Below are 19,503 nucleotides of genomic sequence, written 5' to 3' on the forward strand. Positions count from 1 at the left end.
CGCTACCCAATGGGGTGAACCCGCGGGCCGGGTCAGCTCAGGTGGTGCGGCTCGTCGTCGCGGAGCGACCCGGATCCCTGGTCGGACGACCCGTGCCCGCCGCGGTCCTCCTGCCCGTCCGAGCCCGGCCGGTCGAGCCGCACGACGACCGACTTGTAGACCGGGGTGTTGCTCTTCTCCGCCGTGGAGTCGAGCGGCACGAGCGCGTTGGCCTCGGGGTAGTAGGCGGCGACGCAGCCGCGCGGCTGGTCGTAGGGGACGACGCGGAACGACCGGGCCGTCCGCTCGACGCCGTCCTTCCACTCGCTGACCAGGTCGATGACGTCGCCGTCGGCGAACCCGAGGTCGCGCAGGTCGTCGGGGTTGACGAAGACGACCCGCCGGCCGCCCTTGACCCCGCGATAGCGGTCGTCGAGGCCGTAGATGGTGGTGTTGAACTGGTCGTGCGAGCGCATCGTCTGCAGCAGGAACCGCCCGCGTGGCACGTCGAGGACCTCGAGCGGGGTCGTGGTGATGACCGCCTTGCCGCTGGGGGTCTCGAAGACCCGGTTGTCGCGGGGCGGGTGGGGCAGTACGAAGCCGCCGGGCTCGTGCACCTTCTCGTCGTACGCCGCGCAGCCGGGGACCACGCGTGCGATCCGCCGGCGGATCTCGCCGTAGTCGGCGCGGAAGGCCGCCCACGGGACGGGCGAGTCCTCGCCGAGGGTGGCGAGGGCCAGCGAGCAGACGATGTCGACCTCGGACTTCAGGTGCTCCGACGCGGGCTCGAGGGGGCCGTGGGAGGCGTGGACCGCGGACATGGAGTCCTCGACCGTCACTCGCTGCACCTGCCCGCCGGTCAGGTCCTTCTCGCTGCGCCCGAGGGCGGGGAGGATCAGCGCCTCGCCGCCGTGCACGACGTGCGACCGATTGAGCTTGGTCGACACGTGCACCGTGAGGGCGGCGTTGCGCATGGCGGCCTCGGTGGCCTCGGTGTCGGGAGCGGCGCCGACGAAGTTGCCGCCCATGCCGAAGAACACCCGGACCCTGCCGTCGCGGAGCGCCTGGATCGAGCCGACGGTGTCGAGGCCGTGCTCGCGCGGCGGCTCGAAGCCGAACTCGTCGCGGATCGCGTCGAGGAAGTGGTCGGGCAGCCGCTCCCAGATGCCCATCGTGCGGTCGCCCTGCACGTTGGAGTGACCGCGCACCGGGCACACGCCGGCGCCGGGCCTGCCGATGTTGCCTTGGAGCAGCGCGACGTTGACGATCTCCTTGATCGTCCCGACCGCGTTGTGGTGCTGGGTGATGCCCATCGCCCAGCACGTGATCGTGGCCGGCGAGTCGGCGAACATCCGGGCCGCCTCGGTCACCTGCTCGCGCGACAGACCGGTGGAGGCCTCGACCTTCGCCCAGTCGAGGTCGGCGACGTGGGCGACGTACGCCTCGTAGCCGGTGGTGTAGCGCTCGAGGAAGTCGCGGTCGACGGCGTCCCACTCGACCAGCAGCGAGCCGATCGCCTGGAAGAGCGCCAGGTCGCCGTTGAGCCGGATCGGCAGGTGCAGGTCCGCGAGTGCGGTACCGACCGTGAGCCCCTTGGCGTGCTGCGGGTTCTTGAAGCGGACCAGGCCCGCCTCCTTGAGCGGGTTGACCGCGACGATCCGCGCCCCGCGGGACTTGGCCTCCTCGAGCGCCGACAGCATCCGCGGGTGGTTGGTGCCGGGGTTCTGCCCGACCACGACGATGAGCTTGGCCTGGTGGATGTCCTCGAGGCTGACCGAGCCCTTGCCGATGCCGATGGTGTCGACGAGCGCCGACCCGGACGACTCGTGGCACATGTTCGAGCAGTCGGGCAGGTTGTTGGTGCCGAAGGACCGCACGAACAGCTGGTAGGCGAACGCTGCCTCGTTGGAGGTCTTGCCCGAGGTGTAGAACGTCGCCTGGTCGGGGTGGTCGAGGCGGTTCAGATGACCGGCGACCGTGGCGAACGCGTCGTCCCACGAGATCGGCGTGTAGTGGGTCGCGCCCGGACGCAGCACCATCGGCTCGGTGAGACGGCCCTGCTTGCCCAGCCAGAACTCGGTGCGCCCGGCGAGGTCGGCGACCGAGTGCGTGGCGAAGAACTCCCGGTCGAGCAGCTCCTTGGTCGCCTCCTCGGCGACGGCCTTGGCGCCGTTCTCGCAGAACTCGGCCGCGTGCCGGTGGCCCGGCGCCGGGTCCGGCCAGGCGCAGCCCTGGCAGTCGAACCCGTCGACCTGGTTGAGCCTGGTCAGCGTCGAGGCGGTGCGGCGCACCCCCATCTGGCCGATGGCGCGTCGCATCGCGACCGCGACCGCCGTCGCTCCCGCGGCCGCGTGGGCGGTGGACTCGACCTCCACCTCCGTCTCGTCGATGTCGTCGGTGGGCACCTGCCGGGACTCGTTGCGGAGCCGGGCGGGCACGTCTCGCAGCTGGGAGAGGAAGGTCACCGCCCCATCCTGCCTCGCCCGTGGTGCTGCGCACACCGCCCGTACGGACCGTGGGGGCGACCGCAGGAATAGGGGCCGTCGACGATGGCGTTGGTCGCTGACATGGCCTCCCTCTTCGAGCCCCTGTCCCTCGGCGCCGTACGCACGGAGAACCGCGTCCTCATGGCGCCGCTGACCCGGATGCGTGCGACCGTCCCCGGCGACGTGCCCAACGACCTGATGCGCGAGTACTACGTGCAGCGGGCGAGCGCGGGGCTGCTCATCTCCGAGGGCACGCAGGTCAGCCCCGAGGGCAAGGGCTACATGGACACCCCCGGCATCCACAGCGACGAGCAGGTCGCGGGCTGGCGGAGGGTCACCGACGCGGTCCACGAGGCGGGCGGGCTCATCGCCGCGCAGCTGTGGCACGTCGGCCGGGTCTCGCACGAGTCCTTCCACGACGGCGCACTGCCCGTCTCGGCGAGCGCCGGCCCGTACCGCAACCGCACCACCGTCCGGGGCGAGGACGGGCGGCCGACCCGGGTCGCGTGCCCCGTGCCCCGCCCGCTCGACCTCGACGAGATCCCGCGCGTGGTCGAGGACTACCGCCGTGCCACGCTCAACGCCCGCGAGGCCGGCTTCGACCTCGTCGAGATCCACGGCGCGCACGGCTACCTCCTGCACCAGTTCCTCGCCGCGGACAGCAACCTCCGCGTCGACGCGTACGGCGGGCCGCTGGAGAACCGCGCGCGGCTCATGCTCGAGGTCACCGACGCGGTGGTCGACGCCTGGTCCGCGGACCGGGTGGCCGTACGGATCTCGCCGATCGGGTCGTTCAACGGCACCGAGGACCCCGAGGGCGCGGAGGCCGGCCTGTACGTCGCCCGCGAGCTCGGGCGCCGCGGCCTCGCGTTCCTGCACCTGTCCGAGCCCGACTGGGCCGGCGGGCCCGAGCTCGACGACGACTACCGCCGGGCCCTGCGCGAGGCGCACCCCGGCCCGATCGTGGGCGCCGGCAACTACGACCTCGCCAAGGCCCAGCGACTCCTCGACGCGGGCCTGGTCGACGCCGCCGCCTTCGGCCGGTCGTTCATCGCCAACCCCGACCTGCCGCGCCGGCTGGCCGAGGGACTGCCCCTCAACCCGCCCCGCCCGGAGTCCTTCTACGGCGGGGACGCCGAGGGCTACACCGACTACCCGGAGCACGGCGCGGCCTGAGGCGTGGGGCGGGGCGGGCGTCCTCGTTATTGCGTCGTCCCGACCGGTCCCGAGCGCCTAGGCTCCTCGGTGACATGCAGGACTTCCCACCCCGGACCGCGACGTTCTTCTCGGGTCAAGACGACGCCCCCTCCCCGGACCCCGACACCCGGACCCCTGCCGCGTTCCTGAGGTGGGTGCTCGGCCAGCAGAAGGCGCTGATCGCGCTGTCCTCGCTCTGCTACGCGCTGTGGTTCCTGCCGATGACCCTCGGCCCGTGGATCTTCGGTCGCGCCGTCGACGACGGCATCGTGGGCGGCTCGACGGCGGCCCTGCTCGCCTGGGCCGCACTCTTGCTCGGGGTCGTCGTGGTCGGTGCCGTCTTCGGCATCGTGTCGCACACGCTGGTGGTGCGCACGTGGCTCGTCGGCCTCTACGGCGCGCTCGAGATGGTCACCCGCAAGGTCGTGCAGATGGGGCACGTGCTGCCCCGCCGCTCGCCGACCGGCGAGGTGCTCAGCGTGGCCTCGAGCGACTCCGACGAGTTCGGCGCGCTCACCGAGATCCTGGCCCGCAGTGTCGGCCAGCTCGTCTCCTACCTGACCGTCGCCTTCATCGTGCTGACCATGTCGTGGCAGCTCGGCCTGCTCACGCTGGTCGCCGCCCCCGTGCTCGTCGGCGCCGCGCTGCCGCTGCTCCGGCCGCTGCACCGCCGCCAGCAGCTCGAGCGCTCGCGCACCTCCGATCTCACCTCGCTGGCCACCGACATCGTCGCCGGCCTGCGGATCCTGCGCGGCATCGGCGGCGAGCAGACCTTCGGCGCCAACTACGACCGCCAGTCGCAGTCGGCGAAGCAGGCCGGCGTCGCAGCCGGCATCTGGCAGGCCGTCGTCGAGGCGGTCGGCGTGCTGCTCTCCGGCGTCTTCCTCGTCGCGCTGGTCTGGCTGGGCACCCGTCAGGTCGAGGCCGGCACCCTCACCGTCGGCCAGCTCATCACGTTCCTCGGCTACGGCCTGTTCATGGTCGGGCCGATCCGTACGTTCTTCGAGTTCGCCCAGAAGGGCGTGCGCTCGATGGTGAGCGCCCGCAAGGCCATCGCGATCTTCGAGCAGCGGCCGCCGTGGCGCGGCCCGGCGGACCCCGTCGCCCTCGACGGCACCGCCGCCCTCCACGACGCGGCCAGCGGCCTGACGGTGCAGCCCGGCATCCTCACGGTCGTCGTCAGCGCGGTCCCCGAGCAGAGCTCGGCGCTGGCCGACCGGCTCGGGCGCTACCTGCCCGCCGACACCGAGCCCGTCCCGGAGGACGGCGAGGACGGCACGCGGGGCCGCGCCGCCCGACGCGCCCGCGCCGAGAAGGCCCGCGAGCGCGCCCGGATCGCCGCCCTCGACGAGGAGCGCGCCGGGCGCGACTGGGGCGTCGCCCTCGGCGGCGTCGACCTGGCCCGTGCGGACCTGGCCGACGTACGCCGCCAGGTGCTGGTCAGCGACACCGGCAGCCAGCTGTTCGCCGGGACCCTCCAGGACGCCATCGACCCGCACGGCCGGCTCAGCCGCGAGCAGGCCGAGCACGCCCTGCGCGTCGCCAACGCCGAGGACGTCTACGACGCGCTGCCCGAGGGGTGGCAGGGCCAGCTCGACGAGCGAGGCCGCGGACTCTCCGGCGGCCAGCGCCAGCGGGTGGTCCTCGCCCGGGCGATCGCCGCGGACCCTCCGGTCCTGGTGCTCGTGGAGCCCACCTCGGCCGTCGACGCCCACACCGAGGCCCGGGTCGCCGAGCGGGTCGCCGAGACCCGCCGGGGCCGCACGACGGTGGTCACGACCGTCTCGCCCCTGTGGCTGCACCACGCCGACCGCGTCGTGCTGCTGCACGACGGCACGGTCGTGGCCGAGGGCCGGCACGCCGACCTGCTCGAGGTCGACGACTACCGCCGCGTGGTCGCCCGCGCCCTCGACGAGGAGGAGGCCGCCCGATGAGCACCAGCCACGACCTCCTCGCCACGTCGGCCGCCACCTGGCGCGACCGGGCCGAGGACCCGCCCGCCATCCCGCACGAGCTGCGCCCGCCGCAGGGTGTCGGCGCGCGGGAGCGCCACCGGGCGCTGTGGCAGCGCCACGCCCTGCGCCGCCAGCGCGCCGAGGACGTCTACGCCGCCTCCCGCAACCCCGCGCGCGGCTGGCCGGTGTCGGGCAACAGGGCGGTGCTCGCCTTCTTCGGCGACCTGGTGCGCAGCCGCAAGCGGTCGTTCGCCCTGCTCGTCGCCCTCAACGCGCTCGCCGCCGGCTCCGCGCTGGTGGTGCCGCGGCTGCTCGGCGAGCTGGTGAACCGCGTCCAGACGCAGGGCGCGGCCGTCGAGGGCCTCGACACGCTGGCGCTCGTCGTCGTCGGCGTGGTCCTGCTCCAGGCGCTCTTCACCTTCGGTGCCCAGCGCACCTCCACGCACTTCGGCCAGGACCTCCTCGCCTCGGCCCGCGAGTACATCGTCGGCACGATCCTGCGGCTGCCGGTCGGCCGGGTGGAGGGCGCGAGCACCGGCGACCTGGTCACCCGCGTCACCCGCGACGTCGGCACCATGGCCCGCAGCGTGCAGTGGGGCGTACCCCGCCTGCTGATCTCGCTCCTGACGGTCGTGCTGTCCGTGGTGGCGATGCTGCTCAACTCCCTCGTGCTCGCGGTGCCGGCGCTCGTGGTGTTCGCCCTGTGCGCGCCGGCGGTCCGCACCTACCTCACGCGCGCCCCCAAGGCGTACATCACCGAGGGTGCGACCTACTCGCGGATCAACACCACCCTCACCGAGACCGTCGAGGGTGCCCGCACCGTCGAGGCGCTCGGGCTCTCGGCCGCGCGGGTGCGCGCCGGCTCCGACGACATCGAGGTCTCTGCGCAGGCCGAGCGCTACGGCATGACGCTGCGCAACGTGCTCTTCGCCGCCCTCAACGGCGCCTTCCAGGTCCCGCAGGTGGTCACGCTGCTGGTGGGCGCGTACGCCTACAGCCGCGGGTGGGTCGACCTCGGGCAGATCACCGCCGCGATGCTCTACGTCGTGGCGCTGGGCGAGCCCCTCGACGCCGTCATCGGCGAGGTCGACCGGCTCCAGGTCGGGGCCGCCTCGACCAGCCGCCTGCTCGGCATCGCGGAGGTGCCGCCCGACCGCGAGCCCGGCGACCGGCTCCCCGACGGCGTCGAGCTGGTGGGCGAGGACCTGCGCTTCGCCTACCGGGAGGGCCACGACGTGCTGCACGGCGTCGACCTGCGGCTGCGTACGGGCGAGCGGCTGGCGGTGGTCGGGCCGAGCGGCTCGGGCAAGTCGACGCTCGGCCGGCTGCTGTCGGGCATCAACCGCCCCCGCACCGGGTCGGCCCGGGTCGGCGGCGTCGACCTGGTCGACCTCCCGCTCGAGGTGCTGCGCACGGAGGTCGCGCTGGTCACCCAGGAGCACCACGTCTTCATCGGCACGGTGCGCGACAACATCGTGCTCGCGCGCGAGGACTCCTCGGACGACGCCGTGCGCGAGGCGCTGCGCGCGGTCGGCTCCCTCGCCTGGGTCGAGCGGCTCCCCGACGGCCTCGACACCATGATCGGGTCCGGGCGCTTCGCCCTCACCCCGGCGCAGGCGCAGCAGGTGGCACTCGCCCGGCTGATCATCGCCGACCCTCACACGCTCGTGCTCGACGAGGCCACGTCGCTGATCGACCCCCGCACCGCGCGCACGCTCGAGGGCTCGATGAACAACCTGCTCGAGGGGCGGACCGTCGTCGCGATCGCCCACCGCCTCCACACCGCCCACGACGCCGACCGCATCGCGGTGGTGATGGACGGGCTCGTGGTCGAGCTCGGCAGCCACGACGAGCTGCTCGAGGTCGACGGGGAGTACGCCGCGCTCTGGCGGGCCTGGACCTCCTGAGGGCTCCGGGTGGCTGGCGACGGCAGCGGGTGGACAGACCCGGTCAGGCCGGGACCGACGTGCGCGAGATGTGCTGGTGCCAGCCCCAGCACGCCCAGCCGAGGAGCACGCACACGGCGGCGGCGACGGCGAAGCCGAGGACGGAGCGGCCGGCGTACGGGGCGAGCACGGCCGCGCTGACCGCGTTGAACACCAGCGTGACGAACGACGACGCCGACATGACCGCACCTCGACGGGTGGGGACGAGGTCGAGCATCAGCAGCTGGATGTTGGGGAAGGCCAGGCCGTTGCCGAAGGCGACCAGCGCGATGCCGGTCGCCGCCCACGGCAGCACCTCGCCGGCGGGGGTCAGCGCCACGACGACGCCGAGGAGCGCGCCGGCGGCGCTGGCGGCGTACCCGGCGGACACCAGCTGGGAGCTGGTCACGAGCCGGCCGAGGCGACCGCTCAGGACCGAGCCGACCACCATCGCCCCGATCATCGGCAGGAAGAGCTTCCAGAAGTCCAGCTCGCCCTCGCCGAGCAGGTCGACGACGAAGATCGCGGCGCCGCCGATGTAGAGGAACTGGGCGCCGAAGACGAGCGTGCCGGCCCAGGCCATCCGGTGGAAGGCGGGCACGACGACGACGGCGGCGAGGCCCGCGACGATCTCGCCGACCCGGAGCGGGACGCGGCGCTCGGGCGGGTGGCTCTCCGGCAGCAGCGCGAGCGTGCCGGCCAGGAGGACCACCGCGAGCGCCGCCATGAACCAGAAGACCGTCTCCCAGGGACCGACCTGCACCAGCAGCCCGCCGACGACCGGGGCGATCGCCGGGGCCAGCCCGAAGATCACGGCAACCTGGCTCATCAGGCGTTGCGCCTCGGCGCCGTCGAACAGGTCGCGGATGATCGTGCGGCTCACGATCGTCGAGCCGCCGGCCGCCAGCCCCTGCACCACGCGCCCGACGAGCAGCCACTCGAGGGTCGGCGCGAACGCGCACGCAGCGGAGGCGACGGCGTACGCCGCCAGCGACCAGACGATCACCGGCTTGCGGCCGACCGCGTCGGACAACGGTCCGTGGAAGACGCTCATCGCCGCGAACGCCAGCATGTAGGCCGTCACCACGAGCTGCAGCTCCCCGGCGGAGACGTCGAGGGCGTCGCCCATCTGCGAGAACGCGGGGAACGGGGTGTCGATGCTGAACGGGCCGATCATGGACAGCAGCGCCAGCACGAACGGGACCAGCGCCAGGGTGCCGCGGGCCGGGCGGGTCCCCGGCGCGCTGGTCATGCGTCGAGGCTACGGTCCGGGTCGGTCGCGGCACTGATGGGGCCGCGGCAGCGGCGCGCTCAGCTGTTGCTGAAGACCGCCGGGCCGCCGTCCTCGTCCGAGGCGGGTCCCGACGGGTTGGGACCGCGTCCGGCCCAGGTCCAGGCGTACGCCGGGTCCTCCACGGCGAGGCCGCCCTCGCCCAGCTCGAGTGGGGCGAAGGTGTCGACCATGACGGCGGACTCCTCGAAGTACTGCACGCCGAGCGACGCCTCGATCGCACTCGGCTGCGGGCCGTGGGCGTGGCCGCCGGGGTGCAGGCTGATCGAGCCGATCCCGATGCCGGAGCCCTTGCGCGCCTCGTAGTCGCCGCCGACGTAGAACATGACCTCGTCGGAGTCGACGTTGGAGTGGTAGTAGGGCACGGGGATCGCGAGCTCGTGGTAGTCGACCTTGCGGGGCAGGAAGTTGCAGATCACGAAGTTCCAGCCCTCGAAGACCTGGTGCACCGGGGGCGGCTGGTGGACCTTGCCGGTGATCGGCATGTAGTCCTCGATGTTGAACGTGTAGGGGTAGAGGCAGCCGTCCCAGCCGACCACGTCGAACGGATGGGTGGCGTAGGTCAGCCGGGTGCCGACGATGCCGGCACTGGTGCGGTGCTTGACCAGCACCTCGACGTCGGTGCCCTCGGCCTGGAACGTCTCGGCCGGGCCGTGCAGGTCACGCTCGCAGTAGGGCGCGTGCTCGAGGAGCTGGCCGAAGCGCGAGAGGTAGCGCTTGGGCGGGTGGATGTGGCTGTTGGCCTCGATCGCGTAGAGCCGGGAGGCCTCGGCCGGCACCCAGCGGTGGTCGGTCGCGCGCGGGATCACCACGTAGTCGCCAGAGCGGTAGGGCAGGACGCCGAACACGGTCTCGACGGTGCCGCTGCCGGACTCGACGTAGACGCACTCGTCACCGATGGCGTTGCGGTACAGCGGCGAGGGCTCGGTGCCGGTGACGACGTAGGCGATGCGGACGTCGTTGTTGCCGAGGACCAGCCGGCGGCCCTCCACGGGGCAGCTTCCCGTGGTGTCGACACGGGCTCGTCCCTCGCCCTGCTCAACCACCGGGAAGAGGTCGTGCAGCTTGAGGTGGCGCGGCTTGAGCGGGTGGTTGGGGGTGCGGGCCTGGTCGCCGAGCTCCCAGACCTGGCTGTCGGTGATCGCGCTCGGGACGCCGCGGCGGTAGAGCAACGAGGAGTCGGACGAGAATCCCTCCTCGCCCATCAGCTCCTCGCGGAAGAGCTGCCCGTCCTCGTCGCGCAGCTGCGTGTGGCGCTGGCGCGGCAGCCGGCCCAGTGCTCGGTAGTAGGCCATCGGCGCGATCCAATCATCCGATTATCGAACATGTACGTCCGCTATCTGGTGGTTAGAGTAGACCCGTGACGCCCTCCCCCGCACCTGTCGATCCCGGACCCGTCGACCCCGGCGCCCCGGACTGGCCCGAGGAGTGGAGCGGCCTCGTCGACGATGCGGCCATCTTCCCGCCGGGCGACGCGCCGCTCCACGACGCGACCGCGGCGTACGGAGCCCGGCGCGAGGAGTGGTGGGCCGACCTCGTCGGCAGCTTCGTGCTCCGCGACACCGACCTGCCGCTGGTGCGCGGCTTCGTCGGCCCGCTCTCCGTGGTCGTCACCGGCGGCGCCGGCCAGCTCGCCGGTCCCCTGGGCGCGGCATCCCGGCTCGGGCTGCACGTGGCCGCCGTCGAGATCGTCGTCCGCGACGTCGACGACCCGGTGGGCAACGTCCGCCGCATCGACGCCGCCGCCCGCGACGCCGACCTGGACGTGCCCCTCTTCATCGAGCTCCCCGGCCCCGCGACCGCCGCCTGGCTCGCGGCCGCCGACGAGGTCGCGGCCTGCGACCACCGGCTCAAGCTGCGCCTGGGCCACGTCGACCACGACCTGGTGCCCGACTCCGCGACCGTCGCCGCCTGGATCGACGCCGCACTCGACCGCGAGACCGCGTTCAAGGCGACCGCCGGCCTGCACCGTGCCGTACGCCACGATCCCGAGGGCGGTGGCATGCACGGCTTCCTCAACGTGGCCGCCGCGACGACGGCGCTGTGGGACGGCGGCTCCGTGGAGGACGCGGCCGCCGTGCTCGAGCAGCGTGACGGCGCAGCACTGGCCGCGGACCTCGCCGACGGGGGCGTGGCCGCCGCCCGCCGCTGGTTCACCTCGTTCGGCTCGTGCTCGGTCCTCGAGCCCCGCGACGACCTGATCGCCCTCGGGCTCCTGCCCCACCGGAAGGACGCCTGATGAGCACCCCCGCCACGACCCCGACCAGCTGGGTCGAGGGAGCCGCCGGCTCCGGCTTCGACGTCGACCACCTGCCCTACGGCGTGGTGGCGCGGCCCGGCGAGCGACCGCGCGTCGCCGTCCGGATCGGCGACCAGGTCCTCGACCTCAGCGTCGTCGCAGCCGCCGACATGGTCGACACCCACGCCTTGTTCGACCAGCCGACGCTCAACGCGTTCATGGCCGCCGGCCCCGCGGTGTGGGACTCCACCCGCGCGTGGGTGCGCGGCCTGCTGACCGACGAGACCGAGCGCGACCTCGTCGAGCCCGCGCTGGCGCCGCTCGACTCGGTGACGATGCTGCTGCCCTTCACCGTCGGCGACTACGTCGACTTCTACGCCTCCGAGCACCACGCCTCCAACGTCGGCCACATGTTCCGGCCCGACGCCGAGCCGCTGCTGCCCAACTGGAAGCACCTTCCCGTCGGCTACCACGGCCGCTCCGGGACGGTGGTCGTCTCGGGCACCGACGTCGTGCGCCCGTGCGGGCAGCGGAAGGCGCCCGACGCCGACCTGCCGACGTACGGCCCCTCCCAGCGCCTCGACATCGAGGCCGAGCTCGGCTTCGTCGTCGGCGTGCCGTCGACGATGGGCGAGCGCGTCACCACGGCCGACTTCGCCCGGCACACGTTCGGCGTCGTCGGGCTCAACGACTGGTCGGCGCGTGACATCCAGGCCTGGGAGTACGTCCCGCTCGGCCCGTTCCTCGGCAAGTCGTTCGCCACCTCGATCAGCGCCTGGGTCACCCCGCTCGCGGCCCTCGCCGCGGCGTGGACCGACCTGCCCGGCCAGGACGACCCGGCGGTGCTCGACTACCTCCGCGTCGACCGCCCGGCCGGCCTCGACATCGAGGTGGAGGTCGTGCTCGACGGCGAGGTCGTGGCGCGCCCGCCCTACCGCACCATGTACTGGTCGCCCGCGCAGATGCTGGCCCACACCACGGTCAACGGCGCGAGCGTGCGTACGGGCGACCTCTGGGGCTCGGGCACCGTGTCCGGCCCCGAGCGCGACCAGCGCGGGTCGCTGCTCGAGCTGTCGTGGGGCGGCAAGGAGCCGTTCACCGCCGCCGGCCGCGAGCGCACGTTCCTCGAGGACGGTGACGAGGTGACCCTGCGCTACAGCGCGCCCGGCACCGGTGGGGGCCGGATCTCGCTGGGCGAGGTCACCGGGCGCATCCTGCCCGCCCGCTGAGGCGCGGGTCCTAGGCTGGCGCCGTGAAGCAGCTGGGACAGTACGCCGCCCCCCGGCACGTCGTCGCGCACCTCAGCGACCCGCACCTGATCGGTGGCGGGGCCCTGCACTACGGCGTCATCGACAACGTCGCGCACCTGCGTCTCGCGCTCGACCGGCTGGCGGCCGTACGGCCAGCCCCGCACGCGCTGGTGTTCACCGGCGACCTCGCCGACCGCGGCGAGCCCGATGCCTACGAGACGCTCCGGTCGATCGTCGAGCCGTTCGCGGCCGACATGGGCGCGGTCGTCGTGTGGACGATGGGCAACCACGACGAGCGCGAGCCCTTCGCCCGCGGGCTCTTCGACTCCGACGACGCGGGCCCGCAGGACCGGGTGCACGAGGTCGACGGCCTGAGGATCGTCGCGCTCGACACCAGCGTGCCCGGGCACCACCACGGCGAGCTCACGCCCGCCCAGCTGGCCTGGCTGGCCGACGTCCTCGCCACTCCCGCCGAGCACGGCACCCTGCTGGCCATGCACCACCCGCCGCTCCCGATCCCGATGCTGCGCGCCGCCGAGCTGATCGAGCTGCACGACCAGCAGGCGCTCGCCGACGTCATCGCCGGCACCGACGTGCGCGGCATCCTCGCCGGCCACCTGCACCTGTCGACGTGGTCGACCTTCGCCGGCGTGCCGGTCTCGGTCGCGTCGGCCAGCTGCTACACCAGCGACCCGGCGCCCGTCGACCGCTTCGTCTCGGGCGTGGACGCCAACCGGGCCTTCACGATGGTCCACACCTACGACGACCGCCTCGTCCACACGCTCGTCCCCATCGAGCGCGGTGTCGAGGTGAGCCACGTCGGCTCCGACGTCGCGGAGGCGCTGGAGGGCGTGCCGCTGGAGCAGGCCCGCGAGCTCGCCTCGAGCAAGACCTCCCAGTTCAACAACTGACCCGCCACCGCTGCCCGATCGACCCCTGCCGAGGACCTTCCCTTGCGACTGCTGCTCATGCGCCACGGCCAGACCCACGCCAACGTGTCCGGCGAGCTCGACACCGCCCACCCCGGCCTCGACCTGACCGACCTCGGACGCGCCCAGGCCGAGGCAGCCGCCAAGGCCATCGCCGAGCACCACCTCGACGCGATCTACGTCTCCAGCCGGGTGCGCACCCACCAGACGGCCGCCCCGACCGCCGAGCACCGCGGCCTCACCCCGACCGTGGTCGACGGGCTCGAGGAGATCGCGGCCGGCGACTTCGAGATGCGCAGCGACCACGACGCGGTCGCGGGCTACATCGGCTCGGTGGCGACGTGGCTCGAGGGCGATCTCACCCACCGGATGCCCGGCGCCGAGACCGGCGAGGAGTTCCTCGCCCGCTACGACGCCGCCGTCCGTACGATCGCCGCGGCCGGTCACGACGCCGCACTCGTCGTCTCGCACGGCGCCGCGCTGCGTACGTGGGTCTCCACCCGGATGACGCCACACCCGGACGCACCGTCCGTCCACCAGCCGCTCCACAACACCGCGCTCATCGTGCTCGACGGCCACCCGGATGCCGGCTGGGAGATGGTGTCGTGGCAGGGCCACCCGGTCGGCGGCGAGCTCCTGGAGGACCCGACCGCCGAGGACCCGACCGGCGACCTGGACTCCGACGACGACGGCGAGATCGGCTGAGGTGTTCGGCTGGCCCGTGGCTACAGCCGAGGACCCGATGGACTTCCACGCGTACGGGTGGAACTTCATCTGCGGCTGAGCGTGGAACCCGGGTCCCCGCTCTGAACTTCCACCCGTACGGGTGCGAGTTCATCCGCGTACCTCAGACGCCCTCGGTCCCGATCCCCGGGTGCACGAACGGCTGCCCAGCCCGCATCTGCTCGACCGAGCCGGGGTGCACGCGGGCGAGGTGGGCGAGCCCACGGCGCCGGTAGCGGAGGGTCTGGACGATCCCGAGCGCCCAGAAGAGGTACTGCACGGCCATCGCGAGCTTGAAGTCACCGAGCGTGTAGGACTCCATCCCGCCGCTCGCCGACAGGTCGAGGACGACGCCGATCAGCGCCATCGTCAGCAGCGAGGCGGTGAAGCCGCCGATGTTGACCAGCCCGTTGGCGCGACCGGTCTCGTGCGCCGGCGTGAACGACCGCGCGAGGTCGAAGCCGACCATCGCGGCCGGGCCGCCGCTCGCCGTGGCGAACGCCATCACCACCACCAGCCAGGTCGGAGCCACGCCGGGCCACAGCAGCACGCCGGTCCACGGCACCACCATCGCGATGACGACGCCGACCACGATCCACGAGCGGTAGTAGGGCAGTCGCGCCACCAGCCGCGCGAGGACGAGGCCGCTCACCACGGCCCACGCCGTCATCGCCATCAGCAGGGTGCTGGCGCCTCGCGACGACCAGCCCAGCCCCTGCACGAGGAACGGGTATCCCCACAGCAGGGCGAAGACGGTGGCGGAGAACTGCGAGGCGAAGTGCGACCACATGCCCAGCCGGGTGCCGGGGTTGCCCCACACCGTACGGACCGACTGCGCGAGGGCGCGCAGCTTGACGGCCACGACGTCGTCGCGCTCGTACGGGGAGTCCTTCACCAGCGCGACCACCCCGACGAGCAGCACCAGGCCGACGCTGGACGTGAGCGCGAACGTGCGGGTCCAGCCGAGCTCGTGGAGCAGGTACGCCAGCGGGCCGGCCGCCGCGATCGCGCCGAGCTGTCCGGTCAGGCCGGTGAGCTGGGTGACCAACGGCGCCTGCCGCACCAGGAACCAGATCGTGACGAGCCGGATCACGCTGACGAAGACCATCGCATCGCCCGCACCGACCACGGCCCGCGCGGCCACCGCTCCGGCGAAGGACGAGGAGAAGGCGAAGCCGAGCTGTCCCGCCGTCATCAGCGCCAGGCCCACGAGGAGCATGGTCCGGGAGCCGTAGCGGTCGAGGAGTACGCCGACCGGCACCTGCATCCCGGCGTACACGACGAGCTGGAGCACCGTGAAGGTCGCCAGGCTGGTGGCGCTGATGTCGAAGCGGTCGGAGGCGATGATGCCCGCGACGCCGAGCGAGCTGCGGTGGAAGACCGCCAGCACGTAGACCGCGAGCGCGACGAGCCAGATGACCCAGGCGCGGCGACGACCGATGTCGTGGATCTGCTCGGCCGTCACCGCGCCAGCATGTCAGCCCTCAGGGCTCGGTCCGCGCCTCCCCCTTGGGCGTGCCGGTCCCGACCCGCCCCTCGACCCCGCCCGCGACGGTGCCGGCGGCGGCGCCACGCGTGTTCGTCGGCCGCGGCGGGGGCTTGGGCGCGTCGTCCGGAGGAGGCGGGGGCGGCGGGAGCGTGATCGCGTTGGCGGGCTCCGGAGTCGGGTCGGGCTGCTGGGGCGGCGGCTGCGAGGGCGCCTTCGGCGGCGGGACGTACTTCTTGACGACGACCTTGACCGTCTTGGTGGTCGTCCCGACGTTGGTCCCGGTCGAGTCGACCTGGAGGCGCACCTTCCACTTGCCGACCTTCCTGGCCCGCGTCGACAGGTCGAACCATCCGCCCTTCCGGGTCCTCGTGACGGCGATGGTCTTCCACCCCCCGCCGGCCTTGCGCTGCAGGGACACCTTGACCTTCTTGGCTGCCGGCAGGATCTTGCCCTTGACCGCGAGCCTCTGTCCCTCCACCAGCTTCTTGTCCAGGACCTTGGCCTTCACCCTGGACTGCACGAACACCGACAACGGGTTCGACGTGGCCGCCGGGTGCGGGGCGTGCGCATCCACCGCGAAGGTGTAGATCGTGTTCCGCGTCGGAGCCACCTTGAGCGCCGCGTACTTGCTGGGGTCGAAGGCGCCCCGGAGCGCGACGCTGGGATCGCCCTTGGCGGGGGTCTGCCAGAGCGTGCCGATGCCCGAGTACCAGGAGTTCGTCCCGTCGGCGTAGTGGACGTGGCTGTGGCCGAGCATCCACAGGCTCTGCCCGTAGCGGATGGTCACCGCGTTGCCCGTCTGCACCGTCGTCCCGTCGGACGACCACTCCATGTGCGACATGAGGTGGCCGTGGTCGTGCACGTGGGGCTCGGGTGCCTTCTCGAAGTCGTACGACACCTGGTGGGCCGCGTGCCGGACGGCCAGTGCGTCGAGGTAGAACGGCTGGCCGTTGCAGCCCAGGAGCACGTCGAAGGTGGCCTGTGCGATGGCGCCGCTGTCCCCGGCGAAGCCCTGCACGGTGTCGGTCGGCTGCCCCTGGTAGACGCCGTCGATCCACCAGTCCCAGGTGTAGGTCCGGTTGGTGACGTCGAGGCTCTGCCACGACCCGGATGCGGGGAGGGTCACCTGCGCCCACCCGTCGTTCTGGACGAACTCGGTCCCGTCGCCGTTGTCCTCGAAGTAGACGTGCACCCAGCCCGTGGTGCCGCTGGGGGCCAGGACGTCGACCTTGAAGGTGTTGAGCGTCGTGGGGTCCCCCGCGAGGAGGACCCGCGGGCCGAGCGCGGAGCCGGCCGGTGTCTTCTGCCAGCCGAGGGCGGAGGTCCCGACGGTCCCGCCGTCGCGCTCGAGGCGGGTGGGCGCGACGTCCGGTGCCCCGTCGTAGCAGAGGTAGGTGGCTTCGCTGATGCCCGGCTGCGCACTGACCGGATGGCCCTTGACGACGTAGGCGTTCGAGGCGGCCTGGGCAGCCGGTGGCGAGATGAGCCCGATGCCGAGCACCATCGTTGCCAGCGCTGCGATCACTGTCCTGCGCATGGGGATCTCCGTCAGTCGTCGGGCGTGCGTCTCGCAGACGCTAGGAAGACCCGCTGAGGTCCCGCTGAGGCCCGACCTCAGCAGCGCCTCAGCGCGGCCTCAGCGCGCTCGCCGAAGGTGTCCGCGTGCAGGACGTCTCCGAGGACTTCAGGACCATGCTGGCCGCGTTGCGGGTCGCGGTGGCCACGCCTGCCGACGCCGACCGGCCGGGCCGCCTGCGGCAGCGCCTCGACGAGGCGCTCGGTCCGGAGGACAGCGTGCGCCTGCGCCGGCTCGCCCACCAGGTCGTCGCGGCGTCCGAGGAGAACCTGCCGCACGACCTGCGCCGCATCACCCCGTTGACCACCCAGTCGCTCCAGCGCCTCAGCGAGGACCTGGCCGCCGCCCGCGGGTGGTCGTCCGAGGCAGCCCAGCGGACGACCCAGCTGTGGGCGTCCGCGCTGGGGTTCGGCGACCTCGCGGCCTCGTCGTGGCCGCGCGACGGGTCCTCGGCCCCCCCATCGGCCCCACCGAGCGCGTTCCCGCCGGCGGCACCCCTCCCGCTCTCGGCGACCCTCCTCCCCGGGGCGCGACCTGCCGCCACCCCGCCAGCGGGTCCGCCACCAGGTCCGCCACGTCCGTCACCGGGTCCGCCGCCGGGTCCCGGTCCCCGGCCACCGGGACCAGCCCTCTCGTGGCCGCCGGTGCCGAAGAACCTCGCCCGTCACACGGCCAACCTGGCCGGCGAGCCCGCGCTGGGCGTCACCCTCGCCTACGCCGGGATGAGCCTGCCGTTGTGCGTGGCACTCGGCGTCGCCATGACGGTCGTGCTGTGCCTGCCCATCCTTGTCATCGGTGCCGCCGGCGGGATGCTGTCGATCGTGGCGATCGGCGGCGCCAAGCTGCTCGTCTCGGGGCTGCGACGCGGCGCCCTGGTCGCTTCGACGAACGGTCTGGAGTTCACTCCGTACGACACGTCGCTGCGCAAGCCGAAGCCTGACCAGTCCTTCGGTGCGGTGTGGTCCCAGGTCACGGTCGAGGAGGGCCGGGTCAGCGTGCTCAGGCTGGCCGGCCGGCGGGTCCAGGTGGGTCCGCGCAACCGCGCGTTCGTCGCCGCTGCCGCGGCTCGGGCGAGGAGCGTGCGATGAGCGGCTCAGGCCTCGATCGTCGCGGTCACCCCGCCGATCTGCAGCGTCGCCCCGGGCAGGAGCCCGATGCTCCGGCCCGGGCCGACCTCCTGCGCGCTGCCGTCGGGCGCGGCGACGCTCCAGGTGGTGGTCGTGTGGTTGCGCAGGCCCCACAGGTCCGGCCGCGAGGGGTGGACGACGACCTCGGCGACCGTGTCGTCGTGGGCGTAGTCCCGGCGCAGGTGGTGGCCCGTGACGCGGGTGCCCGCGTTGAGGACGAGCACCCGCGGACCGAACCGGAGCCGGACCGGCGGCGGCAGGGCGACCCCGCACGACCAGCAGGACCCCATGGGCACTCCGTCGTCGGTGAGGTTCTCGCGACCGCAGGCGCACACGACGATCCCGTCGAGCAGGCGGGAGAGGTGGGAGCGCCACACCCCCTCCCGCACCCGGCGCGACGGCTCGCGCAGGCCGACGGTGAAGGCACGGGTGAAGTCGTCGCGCAGGTAGCGCGGGTAGAGCGGCCAGTACTGGAGGACCGCGCCGTGGACGACCGGGTCAGGGGCGTTCGAGTTGTCGTCGGGGTCGAAGACGAACAGCGGTTCGGTGCCGAAGAGCTGCCGCTCCACGTCGCGGTCGAAGCACGCGTGCTCGAGCTCGCGCCGCCCCTGGAGCGGGTGGTGGAACATCAGCAGGTAGAAGATCAGGACGGACAGCGAGTAGAGGTCGGTGCCCGTCGAGGGGAGTGCGTCGCCCACCACGACCTCGGGTGCCATGAAGCGCGACGTGCCCAGCACCCGCGCCTGGTCGCGCCCGTCGATGCCGACGTTGTCGTTGTCGCAGACGAGCGGGTCGCCCGAGACGGGGTCGAAGAACACGTTGCCCAGGCTGATGTCGCGGTAGCACAGGCCCTGGGCGTGCAGCTGGAGGAAGCTGTCGGCCAGTCCCATGCACAGGCGGGTGACCGTCGAGAACGGCGCGTCCACCCGTCCGGTCAGCAGCTCGGCGACCGGGACGTGCCCGGCCGGGCGCAGCGGCATCACGTAGCCGAACCCGCCGTCCGGTCCGGAGATGACCTCCACCGGCCACAGGAACGCCGCGGACGGTGCCGGCAGCTGTGCGAGGCGTACGAGCGCGGCGTGCTGCTCGGGATGGGCGGCCTCGGCGCGGTACCACTTCAGTGCCAGGCTCGGGCCCTCGCCGTCCACGGGGTCGAGGGAGAACACCGCCCCCTGGCCGCCCTCGCCGAGCAACGAGCCGACGCGCCAGCGACTGCCGTGCCGCGGGAGGTCGAGCTCGGTGCCCACGGACAGCACGCCCACCACCCCCTCTCGACGCCCAGGCGCACATCATCACCCAGGGCAGGCGGTTGCACCACAGGATCCGGCGCACGAGGG

14 protein-coding genes are annotated in these 19,503 nt (G+C 73.0%); 8 read left to right on the plus strand and 6 right to left on the minus strand.

All coding sequences use genetic code 11. The features are described from left to right. Positions 1-32: 32 nt before the first annotated feature. Positions 33-2,444, minus strand: coding sequence for an FdhF/YdeP family oxidoreductase (locus EXE59_RS00640; RefSeq protein WP_281280279.1), 2,412 nt, complete (start codon positions 2,442-2,444; stop codon positions 33-35). Between the two features lie 102 nt (positions 2,445-2,546). Here EXE59_RS00640 and nemA point away from each other — a divergent pair, with 102 nt between their 5' ends. The 3 genes from nemA (at position 2,547) to EXE59_RS00655 (ending at position 7,524) form a co-directional block, all read left to right on the plus strand. Further along, positions 2,547-3,641: an N-ethylmaleimide reductase gene (gene nemA, locus EXE59_RS00645; protein ID WP_135837175.1), complete on the plus strand. Its 1,095-nt coding sequence runs from the start codon at positions 2,547-2,549 to the stop codon at positions 3,639-3,641. A gap of 74 nt (positions 3,642-3,715) precedes the next feature. After that, a complete protein-coding gene (locus EXE59_RS00650) occupies positions 3,716-5,596 on the plus strand; it encodes an ABC transporter transmembrane domain-containing protein (RefSeq protein ID WP_135837176.1) in 1,881 nt (626 codons plus the stop codon). Continuing rightward, the gene (locus EXE59_RS00655) at positions 5,593-7,524 is read left to right on the plus strand and encodes an ABC transporter ATP-binding protein (RefSeq protein WP_135837177.1); all 1,932 of its coding nucleotides are present in this window, start codon (positions 5,593-5,595) and stop codon (positions 7,522-7,524) included. Before EXE59_RS00650 ends, EXE59_RS00655 begins: the two co-directional genes overlap by 4 nt. 43 nt (positions 7,525-7,567) lie before the next feature. On the opposite strand, the gene EXE59_RS00660 is transcribed toward EXE59_RS00655, so the two are convergent. Further along, the gene (locus tag EXE59_RS00660; RefSeq protein ID WP_135837178.1) at positions 7,568-8,794 is read right to left on the minus strand and encodes a multidrug effflux MFS transporter; all 1,227 of its coding nucleotides are present in this window, start codon (positions 8,792-8,794) and stop codon (positions 7,568-7,570) included. Positions 8,795-8,853: 59 nt separating this feature from the next. Then, a complete protein-coding gene (locus tag EXE59_RS00665; RefSeq protein WP_135837179.1) occupies positions 8,854-10,128 on the minus strand; it encodes a homogentisate 1,2-dioxygenase in 1,275 nt (424 codons plus the stop codon). A 65-nt stretch (positions 10,129-10,193) separates the two neighbouring features. Between EXE59_RS00665 and EXE59_RS00670 the strand changes: the two genes are divergently transcribed. Genes EXE59_RS00670 through EXE59_RS00685 form a run of 4 tightly spaced genes read left to right on the plus strand, consistent with a single transcriptional unit; the run spans position 10,194 to position 13,956 of the window. Then, a complete protein-coding gene (locus tag EXE59_RS00670; protein WP_246056402.1) occupies positions 10,194-11,072 on the plus strand; it encodes a hypothetical protein in 879 nt (292 codons plus the stop codon). After that, positions 11,072-12,301 carry a fumarylacetoacetase gene (fahA, locus tag EXE59_RS00675; protein WP_135837180.1) on the plus strand — a complete coding sequence of 410 codons (1,230 nt, stop codon included), beginning with the start codon at positions 11,072-11,074 and terminating at the stop codon, positions 12,299-12,301. The genes EXE59_RS00670 and fahA overlap by 1 nt, the downstream gene beginning before the upstream one ends. A 23-nt stretch (positions 12,302-12,324) precedes the next feature. Further along, positions 12,325-13,233, plus strand: a complete 909-nt coding sequence (locus EXE59_RS00680; RefSeq protein WP_135837181.1) for a phosphodiesterase — start codon at positions 12,325-12,327, stop codon at positions 13,231-13,233. Between the two features lie 42 nt (positions 13,234-13,275). After that, positions 13,276-13,956, plus strand: a complete 681-nt coding sequence (locus tag EXE59_RS00685) for a histidine phosphatase family protein (RefSeq protein WP_135837182.1) — start codon at positions 13,276-13,278, stop codon at positions 13,954-13,956. A gap of 142 nt (positions 13,957-14,098) precedes the next feature. On the opposite strand, the gene EXE59_RS00690 is transcribed toward EXE59_RS00685, so the two are convergent. Further along, entirely contained in the window at positions 14,099-15,439 is a 1,341-nt protein-coding gene (locus EXE59_RS00690) for an MFS transporter (RefSeq protein ID WP_135837183.1), read from the minus strand. Positions 15,440-15,458: 19 nt separating this feature from the next. Then, the gene (locus EXE59_RS00695) at positions 15,459-17,000 is read right to left on the minus strand and encodes a hypothetical protein (RefSeq protein ID WP_135837184.1); all 1,542 of its coding nucleotides are present in this window, start codon (positions 16,998-17,000) and stop codon (positions 15,459-15,461) included. A gap of 125 nt (positions 17,001-17,125) precedes the next feature. Here EXE59_RS00695 and EXE59_RS00700 point away from each other — a divergent pair, with 125 nt between their 5' ends. Beyond that, positions 17,126-18,127 (plus strand): hypothetical protein, encoded by a 1,002-nt coding sequence (locus EXE59_RS00700; protein ID WP_135837185.1) that lies wholly within the window; start codon positions 17,126-17,128, stop codon positions 18,125-18,127. A 5-nt stretch (positions 18,128-18,132) separates the two neighbouring features. Here the strand turns inward: EXE59_RS00700 and EXE59_RS00705 are convergent, their stop codons facing one another. Further along, positions 18,133-19,422 carry a protein kinase domain-containing protein gene (locus tag EXE59_RS00705; RefSeq protein ID WP_210428838.1) on the minus strand — a complete coding sequence of 430 codons (1,290 nt, stop codon included), beginning with the start codon at positions 19,420-19,422 and terminating at the stop codon, positions 18,133-18,135. Positions 19,423-19,503: the final 81 nt, after the last annotated feature.

This window comes from Nocardioides eburneiflavus, from assembly GCF_004785795.1.
GTDB classification, from domain to species: Bacteria; Actinomycetota; Actinomycetes; order Propionibacteriales; family Nocardioidaceae; genus Nocardioides; species Nocardioides eburneiflavus.

Bases quoted from the DNA above. Each gene is read 5' to 3' on its own strand.
- fahA (WP_135837180.1), top strand. From the start codon at position 11,072: ATGAGCACCCCCGCCACGACCCCGACCAGCTGGGTCGAGGGAGCCGCC.
- EXE59_RS00695 (WP_135837184.1), bottom strand. From the start codon at position 17,000: ATGCGCAGGACAGTGATCGCAGCGCTGGCAACGATGGTGCTCGGCATC.
- EXE59_RS00655 (WP_135837177.1), top strand. From the start codon at position 5,593: ATGAGCACCAGCCACGACCTCCTCGCCACGTCGGCCGCCACCTGGCGC.
- EXE59_RS00650 (WP_135837176.1), top strand. From the start codon at position 3,716: ATGCAGGACTTCCCACCCCGGACCGCGACGTTCTTCTCGGGTCAAGAC.
- nemA (WP_135837175.1), top strand. From the start codon at position 2,547: ATGGCCTCCCTCTTCGAGCCCCTGTCCCTCGGCGCCGTACGCACGGAG.
- EXE59_RS00660 (WP_135837178.1), bottom strand. From the start codon at position 8,794: ATGACCAGCGCGCCGGGGACCCGCCCGGCCCGCGGCACCCTGGCGCTG.
- EXE59_RS00665 (WP_135837179.1), bottom strand. From the start codon at position 10,128: ATGGCCTACTACCGAGCACTGGGCCGGCTGCCGCGCCAGCGCCACACG.